The sequence below is a fragment of the Micrococcus sp. 116 genome, from assembly GCF_902506395.1.
Taxonomy (GTDB): domain Bacteria; phylum Actinomycetota; class Actinomycetes; order Actinomycetales; family Micrococcaceae; genus Micrococcus; species Micrococcus luteus.
Window position 1 is genome coordinate 749,788 of the sequence record NZ_LR732370.1, and the last position, 18,064, is coordinate 767,851.

Below are 18,064 nucleotides of genomic sequence, written 5' to 3' on the forward strand. Positions count from 1 at the left end.
CAGGGGGTCGGGTGGGGCCGTCAGTAGACTGACCCCACCCGACCGTCGTCCTTCTGGAGGAGTCTGCGCATGCGCGTCCACATCGCCACCGACCACGCCGGCATGGAGCTGTCCGCCCACCTGGTGGAGCACCTCACCACCGCTGGCTACGAGATGGTGGACCACGGACCCACCGAGTACGACGCGCAGGACGACTACCCGGGCTTCTGCATCAACGCCGCCCGCGCCGTCGTCGCCGACCGCGAGCAGGGACTGGACTCGCTCGGCATCGTGCTGGGCGGCTCCGGCAACGGCGAGCAGATCGCCGCCAACAAGGTGGCCGGCGTCCGAGCCGCCCTGGCCTGGAACCTGGACACGGCGCGGCTGGCCCGCGCGCACAACGACGCGAACGTCGTGGCCGTCGGCGGTCGACAGCACTCGCTCGAGGAGGCCACCGAGCTCATCGAGGCGTTCCTGGCCGAACCGTTCTCCCAGGACGAGCGCCACGTGCGCCGCATCGGGAAGATCGCGCACTACGAGACCACCGGAGAGGTGCTGATGTGAGTGCCTGAGGGCCACTCCGTCCACCGTCTCGCGCGCCAGTTCACCGACGTCTTCGGCGGCCGCCGGATCCGCGCCACGAGTCCGCAGGGCCGCTTCGCCGAGGGGGCCGCCCTGCTCGACGGCCAGGTCCTGAAGCGCGCCCGGGCCCACGGCAAGCACTTCTTCGCCGACGTCTCCGGCGGCCACGTGCTCCACGTCCACCTGGGCATGTACGGGGCGTGGACCTTCGGCGGGGATCAGGACTTCGCGGCCGCGTCCTCGATCGGCGCACCCCGCCGGATCGGCGAGCGGGAGGTCCACGACGACGGCGCCCCGGCCGCCGAGCCCGCTCGCGACGCCGACGGCTGGGTCCAGCCCCCGCCGCCGGCCGCCACGGTCCGGCTGCGACTGCGCGCCGAGCACGGCTGGGCCGACCTGATCGGCGCGAGCCGGTGCCGCGCGCTCACTCCGGCCGAGGCTGCCGACGTCGTCGCCGGCCTGGGCCCGGATCCGCTGAGCGACGACGATCCCGCGCCGTTCTACGACCTCGCCCGGCGGACACGGCGGCCGATCGGCGTCGTGCTGATGGACCAGGCGGCCGTCAGCGGGATCGGCAACATCTTCCGGGCCGAGGCGCTGTTCCGGGTCGGCATCGACCCGTGGCGGCCGGCCCGGGACGTCTCCGCGTCGGAGCTGGAGTCCCTCTGGGCGGACAACGCCGCGCTCATGCGGGAGGGCGTGCGGCTCGGGCGGATCGTCACCACCCGGCCCGAGCACCGGCCGGGGATCCCTGCCGAAGCGGCCTGGCCCGAGCACGCGAGCTACGTGTACCAGCGGCAGGGCCTGGCGTGCCTCGTGTGCGGGCGCGAGACGATCGTGGTGGAGGAGATGGCGGCCCGGAAGCTCTACCGGTGCCTCACCTGTCAGAGCTGAGGGGCCTGTAGCAGGCCCGACCGGGCACAGCGGTCAAGGCACCGGCGCGGACGACGACGCACCCGAGAAAGCCATGAGCCGGGCCATCGTGTGCACACGATGACCCGGCTCATGAGGTCCGGAGGGGATGACGGGAATCGAACCCGCGTAGCCAGTTTGGAAGACTGGGGCTCTACCATTGAGCTACATCCCCGCGGGGCCGCGCTCGGCGCGGACCAGCGGCTGACACCGTATCACGGCGGGCCCGCGTCGGCCGTGGGGGAAGAGGCATGATGCACGGCTCCCGTCCCGCCCTCCGCAGGGCCGCGTCCGCCCTCGCCGGCCGTCGTCCCCTGTCCCTGCGCGGCGCCACCGTCCTCGTGACGGGCGGCGCGTCCGGCATCGGTCGACTGATCGCCCTGGGGGCCGCCCGCCGCGGCGCGGGCCGCGTCGTCGTCTGGGACCTCGACCTGCAGGGGGCTGAGGCCGTCGCCGCCGAGATCCGGTCTCAGGGCGCGGACGCCCAGGCCGAGCGCGTGGACGTGACGGACGCGGCCGCCGTCGAGGCCGCCGCCGCCCGCGCCGGAGAGGTGGACGTCGCCGTGAACAACGCGGGCGTCGTGACGGGCGTGCGCCTCGAGGACGCCACGGAGGAGGGCATCCGCCGCACCTTCGAGGTGAACGCACTCGCGCCGTACTGGCTGACCCGGGCGGTCCTGCCCGGAATGCGGGCCCGGGACCGCGGGGCCGTGGTCACGGTGGCCTCGGCCGCGGGGTTGGTCGGCGTCGCGCGCCAGACGGACTATTCCGCCACCAAGCACGCCGCGGTCGGCTTCGCCGAGTCCCTCGCCGCGGAGCTGCGCAAGGACGGCAGCCGCGTCACCTCCCTCGCCGTCTGCCCCTTCTACATCGACACCGGGATGTTCGCGGGCGTGCGCAGCCGGGTGCCCTGGCTGCTGCCCGTGCTGGATCCGCGCCACGTGGCGCAGGAGGTGCTGGACGCCGTCGAGGCCGGCCGCACCCGCCTGCTGCTGCCGCGCGCCGTCGGTCTGATCGCGCCCCTGCGCGCCCTGCCGGCGCCCGTCTTCGACCGCGCGATGGACGTCCTCGGGGTCAACGCCACGATGGACGGCTTCACGGGCCGGCGGTCGCGGCTTTTCGCGGGGCGCGAGACGGCGCGCTAGGATTCCACAGTCTGCCCTCGGGCAGTCCCTCGGGTGTCCGGCGAGCCTCCACCGCGTGAGCCCGCCGGCGTCGGGGACGACGGCGGGGTGTAGCTCAGCTTGGTAGAGCGCGCGCTTTGGGAGCGTGAGGCCGCAGGTTCAAATCCTGTCACCCCGACTCGACGTCAAGACCATCCACCACCACCAACAGGAGTCATCCGTGGTCAAGTCCACCGCAGAGAACCTCAGCCCGACCCGCGTCAAGCTGACCGTCGAGGTGCCGTTCGAGGAGGTGAAGCCCGCCCTGGACAAGGCGTTCAAGGACATCGCCAACCAGGTGCAGATCCCGGGCTTCCGCAAGGGCAAGATCCCGGCGCGCCTGATCGAGCAGCGCTTCGGCCGCGAGATCGTCGTGGACCAGGCCGTCAACGAGGGCCTGAACACCTGGTTCTCCGCCGCCATCGCCGAGGCCGAGGTCACGCCGATCTCCCGCCCCGAGGTCGACGTGACCGCCACCCCGGACGCGGAGAACGCCGAGGGCCCGGTGGCCTTCACCGCCGAGTTCGACGTGCGCCCGACCATCGAGCTGCCCGACTACAAGGGCCTCAAGGTGACGGTGGAGCCCGCCCAGGCCACCGAGGAGGACGAGCAGAAGGCCCTCGACGCCCTGCGCTCGCGCTTCGGCTCCCTCAAGGATGTGGACCGCCCGGCCGCCCAGGACGACTTCGTCACGATGAACCTGACCGCCACGGTCGACGGCGAGCAGGTCGACCAGGCCGAGGGCCTGTCCTACCAGGTGGGCGCCGGCACCATGCTCGAGGGCATCGACGAGGCCCTCGACGGCCTGTCCGCCGGCGAGGACGCCACCTTCGAGACCACGCTCAACGGCGGCGAGCACGACGGCGAGACCGCCGTGGTCAAGCTGGAGCTGACGGCCGTCAAGGAGCGCGAGCTGCCCGAGGCCGACGACGAGTTCGCCCAGCTGGCCTCCGAGTTCGACACCATCGCCGAGCTCAAGGAGGACCTGAAGAAGCAGGCCGCCGAGGAGGCCGTGAACCGCCAGGGCGTCGAGGCCCGCGACAAGGTCCTCGAGGAGCTGGCCAAGCTCGTCGAGGTCCCGGTGCCGGACGGCGTCATCGCCGAGCAGGTCGAGCAGCACTTCTCCGCCGGCGGCCACACCGCGGGCGACGACCACGACACCGCCGAGCACCGTGCCGAGCTCGAGCAGAACACCCGCGAGGCGTTCGCCAACGAGGTCATCCTGGACGAGGTCGCCGAGGCCGAGGAGGTCACGGTCGACCAGGGTGAGCTGATCGAGTACATCATCGCCACCTCCTCCGAGTACGGCATGGACCCGAACCAGTTCGCCATGATGCTCGACCAGGGCGGGCAGATCCCGATGATCATGGGCGAGGTCCGCCGCCGCAAGGCCCTGGCCAAGGTCCTCGAGTACGCCGAGGTCACCGACACCGACGGCAAGGCCGTGGACCTGACGGCGTTCGTGACCCCGGGCGGCCAGGAGGCCCTCGACGCTGAGGCCGAGGGCGCCGAGGCCGAGGGCGCCGACGAGGCGGAGGAGAAGCCCGCCGAGAAGGCCCCGGCCAAGAAGAAGTCGACGGCCAAGAAGGCCCCGGCCGAGCAGGCCGACGACGCCGAGGCGGCCGAGCAGGCCTGATCCCGGCCGGTGGGGACGCACCCCCGCCGAGCCACGACGACGGCGCCCCCGCCCACGCCGGTGGGGGCGCCGTCGTCGTCCCGGGGCCCCGGTGGGCGGCCCCGGGCGGGGTCCGCGACAACCTGCGCCAACAGCGAAACGCCGACGGCGTCCCGCGCGCTGGCCCGGACGCCCGGCTAGTGTCGGACTCGATCAGGGACCCGTCCGTCCGCGCGAGCGGCCGCCGTTCGGGAGGCCCGTGCACATCTCGACAGGAAGGCGGAAGTGATGACCGACATCACCCCCAGCATGCGTTCGGTGGACCCGGCGCAGCGCGAGGATTTCCTCTACACCCAGCTGCTGAAGTCGCGCATCGTCTGGCTGGGCGAGGACGTCCGTGACGACAACGCCAACGCGATCTGCTCCCAGCTGCTCCTGCTCTCGGCCGAGGACCCGGAGAAGGACATCTACCTGTACATCAACTCCCCGGGCGGCTCCGTCACCGCGGGCATGGCGATCTACGACACGATGCAGTACATCCCCAACGACGTCGTGACGGTGGCCACCGGCCTCGCCGCGTCCATGGGCCAGTTCCTGCTCGCCTCCGGCACCAAGGGCAAGCGCTACGCCACCCCCCACGCCCGCGTGCTGATGCACCAGCCCTCCGGCGGCATCGGCGGCACCGAGTCGGACATCCGCATCCAGGCCCAGCTGATCCTGCACATGAAGCAGGTGATGGCGGAGCTGACCGCCGAGCAGACCGGCCAGTCCGTGGAGACCATCCTCGAGGACAACGCGCGTGACAAGTGGTTCACCGCGCAGGAGGCCCTCGAGTACGGCTTCATCGACCACATCGCCGACCGTGCCGCGTCCGTGACCGGCGGCGGCGGCGTCCGGGGCTGAGCCCGGCCCGGACCGTCCCGACCCTCTCCAGGAGACCAAGAATGACCCAGTTCCCCGCCGGGCTCCCCACCGGGATGCCCTCCCTGCCCACGCCGGACGCGCGCTACATCCTCCCGCAGTTCGAGGAGCGCACCCCCTACGGCTTCAAGCGTCAGGACCCCTACGCCAAGCTCTTCGAGGACCGCATCGTCTTCCTCGGCGCGCAGGTGGACGACGCGTCGGCCGACGACGTGATGGCCCAGCTGCTCGTGCTCGAGGCGATGGACTCCGAACGTGACATCACCCTGTACATCAACTCGCCGGGCGGCTCGTTCACGGCCATGACGGCGATCTACGACACCATGCAGTTCATCCGCCCCGAGGTGCAGACCGTGTGCCTGGGCCAGGCCGCCTCCGCCGCGGCCGTGCTGCTGGCCGCGGGCGCCCCCGGCAAGCGTCTGGCGCTGCCCAACGCGCGCGTGCTGATCCACCAGCCGGCGATGCAGGGCGACCGCGGCACCGCCACGGACCTGCAGATCCACGCCCAGGAGATCAACCGGATGCGCGTGTGGATGGAGGAGACGCTGGCCTCCCTCACCAACCGCACGCCCGAGGAGGTCTCGCAGGACATCGACCGGGACAAGTTCCTCTCGGCCGAGCAGGCCCTCGAGTACGGCCTCGTGGACGAGGTCCTCGCCTCCCGCAAGATCACCCGCCCGTCTGCCTGACCGACGACGCCCGCCGAGGGGTCCGGCCGCGCGGCCGGGCCCCTCGGCGCCGACCGGGGACCCGGTCCCTTAACGTGTCCGTCCACGGCCGTATGCTGGACGGAATCTGACAGCGACGACGCCCGCGCGGGGCGGACGTCTCCGCCCGGCCTTCGAGGAGTACCACCATGGCGCGTATCGGAGAGAGCGCTGACCTGCTGAAATGCTCGTTCTGCGGGAAGAGCCAGAAGCAGGTGCGCAAGCTCATCGCCGGCCCGGGTGTCTACATCTGCGACGAGTGCATCGAGCTGTGCAACGAGATCATCGAGGAGGAGCTCGGCGAGGCGGCGGAGGCGGACGAGACCGTCCTGCCCACCCCGCAGGAGATCTTCGACCACCTCGAGAGCTTCGTGATCGGTCAGGAGGCGGCCAAGCGTTCCCTCGCCGTCGCCGTGTACAACCACTACAAGCGCGTGCGTGGGCCGCAGGCGCGGGGCGGTGACCTGGCCGACCGCCTCACCGAGCGGGACGACCTCGCGGACGTCGAGGTCGGCAAGTCGAACATCCTCATGGTCGGCCCCACCGGCTCCGGCAAGACGTATCTCGCGCAGACCCTCGCCCGGCGGCTCAACGTCCCGTTCGCGGTCGCGGACGCCACCAGCCTCACCGAGGCCGGCTATGTGGGCGAGGACGTGGAGAACATCCTCCTCAAGCTCATCCAGGCCGCGGACTACGACGTGAAGAAGGCCGAGCAGGGCATCATCTACATCGACGAGATCGACAAGATCTCGCGGAAGTCCGAGAACCCCTCCATCACCCGGGACGTCTCCGGCGAGGGGGTGCAGCAGGCCCTGCTGAAGATCCTCGAGGGCACGGTGGCGTCGGTGCCGCCGCAGGGCGGGCGCAAGCACCCCCACCAGGAGTTCCTGCAGATCGACACGTCCAACGTGCTGTTCATCGTGGCGGGCGCGTTCGCGGGCCTGGACGAGATCATCGGTTCCCGTGCCGGACGCAAGGGCATCGGGTTCGGCGCGCCCCTGAACCACCTGGGCGCGGGGGACGTCACCTACGCGGACGTGCGGCCGGAGGACCTGCTGAAGTTCGGCCTCATCCCCGAGTTCATCGGCCGCCTGCCCGTGATCACCACTGTCGAGGACCTCACGCACGAACAGCTCGTGCGGGTGCTGACCGAACCGAGGAACGCCCTGCTCAAGCAGTACCAGAAGATGTTCCTCATGGACGGCGTGGAGCTCGAGTTCGAGCAGGACGCCCTGGACGCCGTCGTCGCCCAGGCCGAGGCCCGCGGCACCGGCGCCCGCGGCCTGCGCTCCATCATGGAGAACGTCCTCAAGCCCGTGATGTTCGAGCTGCCCTCCCGTTCGGATGTGGGCACGGTCGTCATCTCCGGGGACGTGGTGCGCGGCGAGGCCGAGCCCACGCTCATCCCGGCCGAGGTGGAACGACGTCGACGCGGCCGGAGCGCCTGACCGCCGTCGCCCAGCAGGACCGACCGGAGCCGAGACGGCTCCCTGACCGCAAGGAGCACAGCATGACCGACACCACGCAGCAGCCCACCGTCGACTTCTACTTCGACGCCACGTGCCCGTTCGCCTGGATCACCTCCCGGTGGATCCTGGAGGTCCAGAAGGTGCGCGACGTGCGGGTGGTCTTCAAGATCATGTCGCTCGCCGTCCTGAACGAGGGCCGCGACCTGGACCCCGACTACCTGGCCCGCCTCGAGAAGGCCTGGCTGCCGGCCCGCGCCGCCGTGCAGGTGCGCGAGCGGCACGGTGCCGAGGCGCTCGGCCCGTGGTACACCGCGGTCGGCACCCGCATCCACGAGCAGGGCCGCACGGACTACGAGGCCGTGGTGGCCGAGGCCCTCGAGGAGCTGGGCCACGACGCGGACATCCTGGACGCCGCCCGCACCGACGTGGCCGACGAGCAGCTGCGCGCCAGCCAGAAGGAGGCGGAGGACCTCGTGGGCAACGACGTCGGCACGCCCGTCGTGGCGTTCAACGGCACGGCCTTCTTCGGTCCCGTGATGACCCGCATCCCGCGCGGCGAGGAGGCGGGCCGCATCTTCGACGGCGCCGTCGCCCTGGCCGACTTCCCGTACTTCTACGAGATCAAGCGGGCCCGCACCACGGATCCGCAGTTCGACTGAGCCCCCGGCTCGCACGAGACCGGCCCCACACCTTCAGCGCGAAGGTGTGGGGCCGGCGTCGTCGGGGTGCGGGGCGGCGGGGGTCAGCCGCGCGCCACTCTGCCGGCCGCGCGGATCAGGGGGACCTGCAGGGGCAGCCGCCCGAGGGAGACCAGTTGCGCCGGCCAGGGCCGGCGTCGCCACCGCCAGGCCATCCACGCATTGCCGGGCCACACGCCGAGGAAGAGCGCCTGCGCGGCGCGTCCGCCCGCGCGCCGGGTGCGCGGGACGGCCAGCAGACCCGCCACGGCCAGCTCGGCCACGCCGGAGCCGTGGGTCCACGCGCGGGCCGAGCCGGGCAGGAACGGCGGGATCAGCCCGTCGAAGGGCTCAGGTCGGACGAAGTGGAGCACGCCCATGGCGGCGAGGGCGGCGGACATCCGCCGGGCGGAGGAGTCGCAGGCGCGGCGGCCGGCCGGGGCGGGATCGGGTGTCGGTCTCATCCTCTCAGTGTCCACCCCTGCCGCGGTGACCGCACTGCGACATGCGGCAGGAGCACGACCGGGAGGTGCACCACGACACCCCCGGGAGGGCCGCCTCCCGACGAACTCCGATCCGGCGGCGGACTGTCCGACGTGCGCTGTGCCCTACCGGATCCCGGCCACGAACATCCCACGCTGACGGGCAGACTCGGGTTCGCAGCACGGGCGCGACGACGGCCCCGCCGCCCGTGATGGGCGACGGGGCCGTCGTCGTGCCGCGTGCGCTCCCGAGACACCTTCCGGGAACGCGCGGCGCGGATCAGTCGTCCTCGACCGGTGCGAGCTGCACGTCGGAGACGGTCAGCGGCGCGGACTCGCCGGCCTCGCCCTGCGTGAGGGACAGGTCCGCGATGTTGCCGGCCGCCTTGAGGTCCGCCAGGCCGCCGCGCAGCTTCTCGAGCCACTCGGCCGGTCCGGTCACCACGGCGGAGCGCACCTCGGTCCGCTGCTTCACCTTGGCCTCGGACTTCGCCTTGCGGACGCCGCCCAGGACCTGCGCCACGGTGGGCAGGACCTCGGCGTCGCCGGCGGAGGCGGCGTAGGACAGGGCCGCCGCCTCGTCCGCGGCGCCCGGCCAGGCGGCGGTGTGCACGGATCCGGCGCGCCACCAGCTCCACACCTCCTCGGTGGCGAACGGCTGGAACGGGGCCAGCAGACGCAGCAGGGCGTCCAGGGTGGTGGCCAGCGTGGTCACCACCGAGGCCTGCTCGGCCTCGCCGTGGCCACCGTAGGCACGGTCCTTCACGAGCTCCACGTAGTCGTCCGTGAAGGCCCAGAAGAACTGCTCGGTCACGTTGAGGGCACGCGCGTAGTCGTAGGCCTCGAACGCGCGGGTCGCCTGCTCCATGGTGGCCGCGAGGCGCGCCAGCAGGGAGGCGTCCAGCGGGTTGGTGATGGCCGCGGCGTCGTCGGCCGTGCGGATGACGGCGTCCTGCGTGGCGCCCAGGTTCAGAACGAACTTGGCGGCGTTGAGCAGCTTGATGGCCAGTCGGCGGCCGATCTTCATCTGCGCCACCTCGTAGGCGGTGTCCGCGCCGAGGCGGGCCGAGGCGGCCCAGTAGCGGACGGCGTCCGAGCCGAACTGGTCCAGGATGTCGGTCGGGACCACCACGTTGCCCTTGGACTTGGACATCTTCTTGCGGTCCGGGTCGAGGATCCAGCCGGAGAGCGCGGTGTCCGTCCACGGCACGGAGCCGTTGAGGGCGTGGGCGCGCACTACGGTGGAGAACAGCCAGGTGCGGATGATGTCGTGGCCCTGCGGGCGCAGATCGAACGGGAAGACGTTGTTGAAGAACGCCTCGTCACGGGACCAGCGGCCCACGATCTGCGGGGTCAGCGAGGAGGTGGCCCAGGTGTCCAGGACGTCCGGGTCGCCGGTGAAGCCGCCGGGGACGTCGCGCTGGTCCTCGGAGTAGCCCGGGGCGGCCTCGGCGGCCGGGTCCACGGGGAGCTGCTCGTCGGCCGGGAGGATCGGGTTCTCATAGTCGGGCTCACCCTCCGCGTCCAGCGGGTACCAGACCGGGATCGGCACCCCGAAGAAGCGCTGGCGGGAGACGAGCCAGTCACCGTTGAGGCCCTCGACCCAGTTCTCATAGCGGTGGCGCATGTGCTCCGGGTGCCAGGAGAGCTCGCGGCCGCGCTCGATCAGCTCCGCGCGGCGGTCGGCGTCGCGGCCGCCGTTGCGGATGTACCACTGGCGGGAGGTGACGACCTCGAGCGGCTTGTCGCCCTTCTCGTAGAAGTTCACGGCGTGCATGATCTTCTTCGGCTCTCCGTCCAGCAGGCCGGCCGCGGTGAGGGCGTCCACCACACCCTGCTTGGCGGAGAAGACGGTCTTGCCGGCCACGGTGTCCGCATAGGCCTGTCGGCCGGCGTCCGTGGTGATCCACTCGGGGGTGTCGGCGGCGAAGCGGCCGTCACGGCCGATCAGGGTGCGGGTCGGCAGCTGCAGCTCGCGCCACCAGGTGACGTCGTTGAGATCGCCGAAGGTGCAGACCATGGCGATGCCGGAGCCCTTGTCCGGCTTGGCCAGCGGGTGCGGGAAGACCTCGACCTCCACGCCGTACAGCGGGGAGGTGACGGTCGTGCCGAACAGGTGCTGGTAGCGCTCGTCGTCCGGGTGGGCGACCAGGCCGGAGCAGGAGGCCAGCAGCTCGGGGCGGGTGGTCTCGATGAAGACCTGCTCGCCGTCCGCAGCGGTGAAGGCGTAGCGGTGGTAGGCGCCGGGGACCTCGCGGTCCTCGAGCTCGGCCTGGGCCACGGCGGTGCGGAAGGTCACGTCCCACATGGTGGGGGCCTCGGCCAGATAGGCGTCGCCCGAGGCGATGCCGGCCAGGAAGGCGCGCTGGGAGACGGCGCGGGAGACGTCGTCGATGGTCCGGTAGGTCATGTCCCAGTCGACGGACAGGCCGAGACGGGTGAAGAGGTCCTCGAAGACCTTCTCGTCCTCGACGGCGAGCTCCTCGCAGAGCTCGATGAAGTTCTTGCGGGAGATCACGTCCCAGTCGCGCTGGTTCTTCGCCGGCTTCTCCGGCGGGCGGTAGCCCTCCACGTACGGCTTGGCGGGGTCGCAGCGGACGCCGTAGTAGTTCTGCACGCGGCGCTCGGTGGGCAGGCCGTTGTCGTCCCAGCCCATCGGGTAGAACACGTTCTTGCCGTTCATGCGCTGGTAGCGGGCGAGCACGTCGGTCTGCGTGTAGGAGAAGACGTGGCCCACGTGCAGCGAGCCGGAGGCGGTCGGCGGGGGAGTGTCGATCGAGTAGACCTGCTCGCGGGTGGTCTGCGTGTCGAACGCGTAGGTGCGCTCGTCGGCCCAGCGGGCGGTCAGCTTCTCCTCGAGGCCCTCGAGGGCCGGCTTGTCCGGCACGGCCACGGCGCCGGCGGCGGGGGTGGACGGGGTCGATGCGTCGATGGGCGTGTCTGTGCCCTGCGTGTTCTCAGCCATGCCCGCCATCCTCCCATGACCGGGGCGGCGGGCCGGGCCTGCGACGACGCCCGGGACGTCCCGCCCTTTCAGTCGCTCGACCTGGCGGAGGTGATCCGGGCGGTGCTCCGAACGGCGCGGCTCGGCTACGGTCGGAGGCGTGAGCCACACCCATGAACCTGCGAAGAACCCCGCCCGCGCCGCCGTCGTGACGGGGGCCACGAGCGGCATCGGCCGCGCCACGGCCCTCGAGCTCGCCCGCCGCGGCTGGCGCGTGTACGCGGTCGGCCGCCGGGCCGAGCGCCTCGAGACCCTCGCTGCCGACGCCCGGGCCGAGGGCGTGAGCGGCGACGTCGTCCCCGCCGCCCTGGACGTCACGGACGAGGCCGCCGTCGCCGCGCTGGCCTCGCGCGTCGAGGCCGACGGCGGCGCCGACACCCTCGTCAACATCGCCGGCGGCGCGCTCGGCACGGACGCGGTGGGCGACGGCGACCGCGCCGACTGGGAGTGGATGTACCGCGTCAACGTGCTCGGCACCCTCACGATGTGCCAGGCGTTCCTGCCCATGCTCCGCGCCCACGGCGAGGGCACCGTGCTCAACCTGACCTCGACCGCCGCCGTCACCGCCTACGAGGGCGGCGCCGGCTACAACGCCGCGAAGATGGGCCAGCACGGGCTCACCGGCGCGCTGCGCCTGGAGGAGGCCGAGCACAACGTGCGGGTGATCGAGGTGCTGCCGGGCATGGTCCACACCGAGGAGTTCTCCCGCAACCGCCTGGGCGGCGACCAGTCCGCCGCGGACGCCGTGTATGCGGGCGTGGAGAAGCCGCTCACCGCCGAGGACGTCGCCGAGGTGTGCGTCCACGCCGTCGAGCTGCCCCACCACGTGAACCTGGATCAGATCGTGATGCGGCCGGTCGCCCAGGCCGCCCAGCACAAGGTGATCCGCCGGTGAGCGGCGGGCCGCAGAACGTGTGGGCCGACGCGGTGGGCTCGGCATGAGCGCGCCCGTGCTGCACGTGATCGCCTGCGCCCACGGCACGCACGACGCGGCCGGCCGCGACGTGATCGACGGCCTCCGTGCCGACCTGGCGGCCCTCCTGGCCGCCGAGGGGCCGGGCGCCCAGGTCCACGAGGCCTACGTGGACGTGCAGAGCCCCTCCCTCGACGAGGTCGTGGCGGCCCTGCCCCCGGGGGAGCCGGCCGTGATCGTGCCGCTGCTGCTGTCCCTGGGCCATCACGTCCACCACGACATCCACCACGCCGCAGCCGCCCGACCCGGCACGATCGCCGCCGCACCGCTGGCCGGGGCCGGGGACGACGTCGAGCCGCGCCTGGTGACCGTTCTGGCCGAGCGGGTGGCCCGGGCGGTGCCGGCCGGTGAGGCCGCGACATCGGACGTCATCCTGGCGGCGGCCGGCACCCGCGCCGCGGACGGCCAGGCCCAGGTGCACGCCCTGGCCGGGGCCCTGGCCCGGGCCACGGGACTGCCCGTGACCGCGGCGTTCGGGGCGGCGGCGACCCCCCGTGTGCCCGACGCCGTCGCCCGGGTGCACGCCGCCGGCCGTCGCGCCGTGGTGGCCGCCCACCTGCTGGCCCCCGGGTACTTCCACGACCGGCTCGGCGAGGCCGGCGCGGACGCGGTCACCGACCCCCTGCTGCCGCATCCGCTGGTGGCGCGGATCGCCCTGGACCGGCTGCGGTCCGCCCTCGTAGAGGCCCCGAGGGGAGCCGCCGGAGGCCGCTGAGCCGTCCGTCACACGACCGGGGCCGGACCGGGTCCCCGCCGCGGCCCGGCCCCGGGAACGTGACGAACCGCGTCGACGATCTTGGGGCCGGCATGCCGGGTTCCTAGCGTGGCGGCCATGACCCAGGTGAACGAGACGTCGAGGCCGGCGCGCACTCCGCGCCGTCCCTCCGCCAAGCCGCACGGCCAGTGGAAGGTGGACGGGACCGCCCCCCTGAACCACAACGAGGAGTTCAAGCAGCAGGACGACGGCCTGAACGTCCGCGAGCGCATCGAGCAGGTCTACGCCCACGAGGGCTTCGACTCGATCCCCTCGGACGACCTGCACGGCCGCTTCCGCTGGTGGGGCCTGTACACCCAGCGTCGGCAGGGGATCGACGGCGGCAAGACCGCCACCCTGGAGCCCCACGAACTCGAGGACCGCTACTTCATGCTGCGCGTGCGCATCGACGGCGGCGACCTCACCACCGAGCAGCTGCGCGTGATCGGCGGGATCTCCACCGACTTCGGCCGTGACACCGCGGACATCACCGACCGGCAGAACGTCCAGCTGCACTGGATCCGCGTCGAGGACGTCCCCGAGATCTGGCGGCGCCTGGAGTCCGTGGGCCTGTCCACCACCGAGGCCTGCGGCGACGTGCCGCGCGTGATCCTCGGCTCACCGGTGGCCGGGATCGCCGCGGACGAGATCATCGACCCCACGCCCGTGATCCGGGAGATCGCGGACCGCTGGATCGGCGACCTCGAGATCTCCAACCTGCCCCGCAAGTTCAAGACCGCCATCACCGGACACCCCTCCCAGGACGTGGTCCACGAGATCAACGACGTCTCCCTGATCGGCGTGGTGCACCCCGAGCTGGGCCCCGGTTACGACCTGTGGGTCGGCGGCGGCCTGTCCACGAAGGCCCGCCTGGCCGACCGGATCGGTGCCTTCGTCTCGGCCGAGCGCGCCCCCGAGGTGTGGCACGCCGTCGTGAGCATCTTCCGTGACTACGGCTACCGGCGCCTGCGCAACAAGGCCCGCATGAAGTACCTGCTCGAGGACTGGGGGCCGGAGAGGTTCCGCACCGTGCTGGAGGAGGAGTACCTCGGCTACGCCCTGCCCGACGGACCCGCCCCGGCCCCGCCCACCCGTCCCGGCGACCACGTGGGGGTCCACGAGCAGAAGGACGGCCGCTTCTACATCGGCGCCGCTCCCGTCGTCGGCCGCTCCAGCGGCACCACCCTCACCGCCCTCGCGGACCTGCTCGAGGCCCACGGCTCCACGCGGCTGCGCACCACCCCCCACCAGAAGATCGTGGTGCTGGACGTGGAGCGGGACCGGGTGGACGCCGTCGTGGCCGGCTTGAAGGAGCTGGGACTGGACCCGGAGCCGTCCGTATTCCGCCGCTCCACCATCGCCTGCACGGGCCTGGAGTTCTGCAAGCTCGCCATCGTGGACACGAAGGACACCGCCACCGCCGCGATCGCCCAGCTCGAGGAGCGCCTGGCCGACCTCGCCGACCGCCTCCCCGAGCGGCTGAGCCTGCATGTGAACGGCTGCCCCAACTCCTGCGCCCGCATCCAGACCGCGGACATCGGCCTGAAGGGCCAGCTGCTCCCGGACGACGACGGCGGCCAGACGCCCGGCTTCCAGGTTCACCTGGGCGGCGGGCTGGCCTCCGTGGACCGCGCCGAGGCCGGCCTCGGACGCAGCGTCCGCGGCTTGAAGGTCCGCGCGGACGGGCTGGTCGACTACGTCGAGCGCGTCGTCCGCCGGTACGACGAGCAGCGTGAGCCGGGCGAGACCTTCGCCCGGTGGGCGCACCGAGTCGACGAGGAGGCCCTCCGATGAGCACCGTTCCCCCCACCCGTCCGACCGAGGACCTCGAGCGCCTGCAGGCGCTCGCGGAGTCCGGCGCCGCCGAGCTCGGCTGGGACGCCCCCGCCGAGGCGGTGGTCGACTGGGCCGCCCGCCATGTGGACCTCCGCCGGGCGGCCGTGGCCTGCTCCATGGCCGACGCCGTCCTGCCGCACCTGGTGGCGCAGCGGATGCCCGGCGTGGACGTCCTCTTCCTGGACACCGGCTACCACTTCACCGAGACGCTCGCGACGCGCGACGAGGTGGCCCGCCGCCTCGCCGTCACCGTGGTGGACGTGCTCCCGGAGCTGACCGTGGCCGAGCAGGACGAGCGCCACGGCAAGGACCTGTTCGCCCGCGACCCGGGGCTGTGCTGCGCGATGCGCAAGGTCGAGCCCCTCAACCGGGCGCTGGCCGGATACGACCTGTGGTTCACCGGCGTCCGCCGGGACGAGGCGCCGACGCGCACGAACACCCCGCTGGTGGGCTGGGACGAGGCCCACGGCATGGTCAAGGTCAACCCCGTCGCCCCGTGGAGCTTCGACGACCTGGTCGGCTACGCCACGGACCACGACGTGCCCGTGAACCTGCTCCTGCAGAACGGCTACCCCTCGATCGGCTGCCGCCCCTGCACCCGCCCCGTCGCCCCCGGGGAGGACCCCCGTGCCGGGCGCTGGGCCGGGACCGCGAAGACCGAGTGCGGCATCCACGTCTGAGCGCCGCACCCGAGACAGACCAAGGAGACACGATGACCCTCACCCATGCCCCCGACCCGGGGACCGTGAGCCCCGCCGGGCCCGACGTCCAGGACGCCCTGGAGGCCGAGGCGATCCACATCATCCGCGAGGTGGTGGCCGAGTTCGAGCGCCCCGCCATGCTCTTCTCGGGCGGCAAGGACTCCGTGGTGATGCTCCACCTGGCCGCGAAGGCCTTCTGGCCGGGGAGGATCCCCTTCCCGGTGGTCCACGTGGACACCGGCCACAACTTCCCCGAGGTCCTCGAGTTCCGCGACCGCACGGTGGAGCGGCTCGGCCTGCGGCTCGTGGTGGGCTCCGTGCAGGAGTACATCGACCGCGGCGAGCTGCGTGAGCGCGCCGACGGCACCCGCAACACCCTGCAGACCACCCCCCTGCTGGACACGATCCGGACCAACCGGTTCGACGCCGTCTTCGGGGGAGGCCGCCGTGACGAGGACAAGGCGCGGGCCAAGGAGCGGATCATCAGCCTGCGGGACGCGTTCGGCCAGTGGGACCCGCGCAACCAGCGCCCCGAGCTGTGGAACCTCTACAACGGCCGTCACACCCCCGGCCAGCACGTCCGCGCGTTCCCCATCAGCAACTGGACCGAGCTGGACGTGTGGCGGTACATCGCCCGCGAGGGCATCGAGCTGCCCTCCATCTACTACGCGCACGAGCGGGAGGTCTTCCGCCGCGACGGCATGTGGCGCGCCGTGGGGGAGCACTCCCGCCCGGCCGAGGGCGAGGAGGTCACCACGCGGACGGTGCGCTACCGCACGGTGGGCGACATGTCCTGCACCGGCGCCGTCCTCTCGGAGGCCGCCACCGTCGAGGACGTCGTGCTCGAGGTCGCCGCCTCCACCCTGACCGAACGCGGGGCCACCCGCGCCGACGACCGCATCTCCGAGGCGGCCATGGAAGATCGCAAGAAGGACGGGTACTTCTGATGAGCACCGCACTGCTGGACCGGCACGCCCCCGCCGGGACCCTGTTCCGCCTGGCCACGGCCGGCTCGGTCGACGACGGCAAGTCCACCCTCGTGGGCCGCCTCCTGCACGACTCCAAGGCCGTCCTGGCCGACCAGCTCGAGGCCGTGGCCCGCACCTCCGCCGAGCGCGGCTTCGGCGGTGCCGAGGGCGGGCTGGACCTGGCGCTGCTGACCGACGGCCTGCGCGCCGAGCGGGAGCAGGGGATCACGATCGACGTCGCGTACCGGTACTTCGCCACGGACCGGCGCACCTTCGTGCTGGCCGACTGCCCCGGGCACGTGCAGTACACCCGGAACACCGTCACGGGCGCCTCGACGGCCGATGCGGTCGTGCTGCTCGTGGACGCCCGCAAGGGCGTGGTGGAGCAGACCCGGCGCCACCTCAGCGTGGTGGCCCTGCTGCGGGTGCCGCACGTGATCGTCGCCGTCAACAAGATCGATCTCGTGGACTACGCCGAGGAGGTCTTCACCGCGATCGCCGAGGACGTCCGGCGCGTGGCCCGGGAGCTCGGCCTCTCCGACGCGGTGAGCGTCCCGGTGTCCGCCCTGCAGGGCGACAACGTGGTCACCCGCTCCGAGCGGACGGACTGGTACACCGGCCCCACGCTCATGGAGCTGCTCGAGTCCCTGCCCGGGGCGGACGCCGAGGACGACGCCGCCGCCTCCTTCCGCTTCCCGGTGCAGCTCGTGGTGCGCCCCCAGGGCGCCCTGGCCCCCGGCCTCGACCCCGAGGTGTTCCGCGACTACCGCGGCTACGCCGGGCAGGTGGTCGCGGGCACCGTCCGGCCCGGGGACGCCGTCGCCGTCCTCACCCCGGGGCAGCCGGCGCGCACCACCACCGTGGTGGGCGTGGACGCCGCCGGGGAATCCCTCGAGGAGGCCTCCTCCCCGCAGTCGGTGGTCCTGCGCCTGGCCGACGAGGTGGACGTGGCCCGCGGGGACACGATCGCCGCCGCGGACACCGCCCCGCGCCCCACCGCGGAGGTGGCCGCCGCGCTGTGCTGGCTCTCCGCCGCACCGCTGCGCGTCGGGCAGCAGGTCCTCGTCAAGCACGGCACCGCCGTCGTCCGGGCGCTCGTCCAGGAGGTGGCCGGTCGGCTCGACCTCGACACCCTGCGGCTCGACCCGGCCGAGACCCTCGGGCTCAACGACATCGGACAGGTGCGCCTGCACCTGGCCGCGCCGCTGCCCGTGGAGCCCTACGCCGTGCATCGGCGCACCGGGGCGTTCCTCGTGATCGACCCCCACGACGGGGCCACGCTCGCCGCCGGCATGGTGCGCGGCGGCGACGAGGCCTGATC

16 protein-coding genes and 2 tRNA genes are annotated in these 18,064 nt (G+C 72.6%); 15 read left to right on the forward strand and 3 right to left on the reverse strand.

Features of this window, described 5'->3' with window-relative positions:
- The first annotated feature begins 69 nt into the window (after nucleotides 1-69).
- Complete coding sequence (locus tag CITRIK5_RS03540; protein ID WP_060974239.1) at nucleotides 70-543, forward strand: ribose-5-phosphate isomerase; 474 nt, start codon at nucleotides 70-72, stop codon at nucleotides 541-543.
- Nucleotides 544-1,455, forward strand: coding sequence for an Fpg/Nei family DNA glycosylase (locus CITRIK5_RS03545; RefSeq protein ID WP_063190232.1), 912 nt, complete (start codon nucleotides 544-546; stop codon nucleotides 1,453-1,455).
- 122 nt (nucleotides 1,456-1,577) lie between these two features.
- Here the strand turns inward: CITRIK5_RS03545 and CITRIK5_RS03550 are convergent.
- Nucleotides 1,578-1,648: transfer RNA gene (locus CITRIK5_RS03550), tRNA-Gly, on the reverse strand.
- Nucleotides 1,649-1,724: 76 nt separating this feature from the next.
- Between CITRIK5_RS03550 and CITRIK5_RS03555 the strand changes: the two genes are divergently transcribed.
- The 7 genes from CITRIK5_RS03555 (at nucleotide 1,725) to CITRIK5_RS03585 (ending at nucleotide 8,007) form a co-directional block, all read left to right on the forward strand.
- A complete protein-coding gene (locus CITRIK5_RS03555; RefSeq protein ID WP_036316872.1) occupies nucleotides 1,725-2,618 on the forward strand; it encodes an SDR family oxidoreductase in 894 nt (297 codons plus the stop codon).
- Between the two features lie 83 nt (nucleotides 2,619-2,701).
- Nucleotides 2,702-2,775 (forward strand) — tRNA-Pro (locus tag CITRIK5_RS03560).
- 42 nt (nucleotides 2,776-2,817) lie between these two features.
- Entirely contained in the window at nucleotides 2,818-4,272 is a 1,455-nt protein-coding gene (tig, locus tag CITRIK5_RS03565) for a trigger factor (RefSeq protein ID WP_036316981.1), read from the forward strand.
- Nucleotides 4,273-4,539: 267 nt separating this feature from the next.
- Nucleotides 4,540-5,154 (forward strand): ClpP family protease, encoded by a 615-nt coding sequence (locus tag CITRIK5_RS03570; protein WP_169577765.1) that lies wholly within the window; start codon nucleotides 4,540-4,542, stop codon nucleotides 5,152-5,154.
- 41 nt (nucleotides 5,155-5,195) lie between these two features.
- Nucleotides 5,196-5,861 (forward strand): ATP-dependent Clp protease proteolytic subunit, encoded by a 666-nt coding sequence (locus CITRIK5_RS03575; protein WP_041104792.1) that lies wholly within the window; start codon nucleotides 5,196-5,198, stop codon nucleotides 5,859-5,861.
- 167 nt (nucleotides 5,862-6,028) lie between these two features.
- Nucleotides 6,029-7,327: an ATP-dependent Clp protease ATP-binding subunit ClpX gene (gene clpX, locus CITRIK5_RS03580; RefSeq protein ID WP_036316877.1), complete on the forward strand. Its 1,299-nt coding sequence runs from the start codon at nucleotides 6,029-6,031 to the stop codon at nucleotides 7,325-7,327.
- Between the two features lie 62 nt (nucleotides 7,328-7,389).
- Nucleotides 7,390-8,007, forward strand: coding sequence for a DsbA family protein (locus CITRIK5_RS03585; RefSeq protein WP_036316880.1), 618 nt, complete (start codon nucleotides 7,390-7,392; stop codon nucleotides 8,005-8,007).
- 83 nt (nucleotides 8,008-8,090) lie between these two features.
- Here the strand turns inward: CITRIK5_RS03585 and CITRIK5_RS03590 are convergent, their stop codons facing one another.
- Both CITRIK5_RS03590 and valS read right to left on the reverse strand, forming a co-directional pair.
- Nucleotides 8,091-8,426, reverse strand: a complete 336-nt coding sequence (locus CITRIK5_RS03590; RefSeq protein ID WP_123243907.1) for a hypothetical protein — start codon at nucleotides 8,424-8,426, stop codon at nucleotides 8,091-8,093.
- A gap of 361 nt (nucleotides 8,427-8,787) precedes the next feature.
- The gene (valS, locus tag CITRIK5_RS03595) at nucleotides 8,788-11,472 is read right to left on the reverse strand and encodes a valine--tRNA ligase (RefSeq protein ID WP_100058645.1); all 2,685 of its coding nucleotides are present in this window, start codon (nucleotides 11,470-11,472) and stop codon (nucleotides 8,788-8,790) included.
- A 139-nt stretch (nucleotides 11,473-11,611) separates the two neighbouring features.
- Here valS and CITRIK5_RS03600 point away from each other — a divergent pair, with 139 nt between their 5' ends.
- The 6 genes from CITRIK5_RS03600 to CITRIK5_RS03625 all read left to right on the forward strand — a co-directional run bounded on the left by CITRIK5_RS03600 (nucleotide 11,612) and on the right by CITRIK5_RS03625 (nucleotide 18,062).
- Entirely contained in the window at nucleotides 11,612-12,406 is a 795-nt protein-coding gene (locus CITRIK5_RS03600) for an SDR family oxidoreductase (protein ID WP_036316887.1), read from the forward strand.
- Nucleotides 12,407-12,449: 43 nt separating this feature from the next.
- Entirely contained in the window at nucleotides 12,450-13,199 is a 750-nt protein-coding gene (locus CITRIK5_RS03605; RefSeq protein ID WP_036316890.1) for a sirohydrochlorin chelatase, read from the forward strand.
- A gap of 117 nt (nucleotides 13,200-13,316) precedes the next feature.
- Nucleotides 13,317-15,032 carry a nitrite/sulfite reductase gene (locus tag CITRIK5_RS03610; protein WP_036316987.1) on the forward strand — a complete coding sequence of 572 codons (1,716 nt, stop codon included), beginning with the start codon at nucleotides 13,317-13,319 and terminating at the stop codon, nucleotides 15,030-15,032.
- Nucleotides 15,029-15,754 carry a phosphoadenylyl-sulfate reductase gene (locus tag CITRIK5_RS03615; RefSeq protein ID WP_036316893.1) on the forward strand — a complete coding sequence of 242 codons (726 nt, stop codon included), beginning with the start codon at nucleotides 15,029-15,031 and terminating at the stop codon, nucleotides 15,752-15,754. Before CITRIK5_RS03610 ends, CITRIK5_RS03615 begins: the two co-directional genes overlap by 4 nt.
- Before the next feature lie 32 nt (nucleotides 15,755-15,786).
- On the forward strand, nucleotides 15,787-16,722 hold the full coding sequence (cysD, locus tag CITRIK5_RS03620) for a sulfate adenylyltransferase subunit CysD (protein ID WP_002855962.1): 936 nt from the start codon (nucleotides 15,787-15,789) through the stop codon (nucleotides 16,720-16,722).
- Nucleotides 16,722-18,062 carry a sulfate adenylyltransferase subunit 1 gene (locus CITRIK5_RS03625; protein WP_036316896.1) on the forward strand — a complete coding sequence of 447 codons (1,341 nt, stop codon included), beginning with the start codon at nucleotides 16,722-16,724 and terminating at the stop codon, nucleotides 18,060-18,062. The genes cysD and CITRIK5_RS03625 overlap by 1 nt, the downstream gene beginning before the upstream one ends.
- The last annotated feature ends 2 nt before the right edge of the window (nucleotides 18,063-18,064 follow it).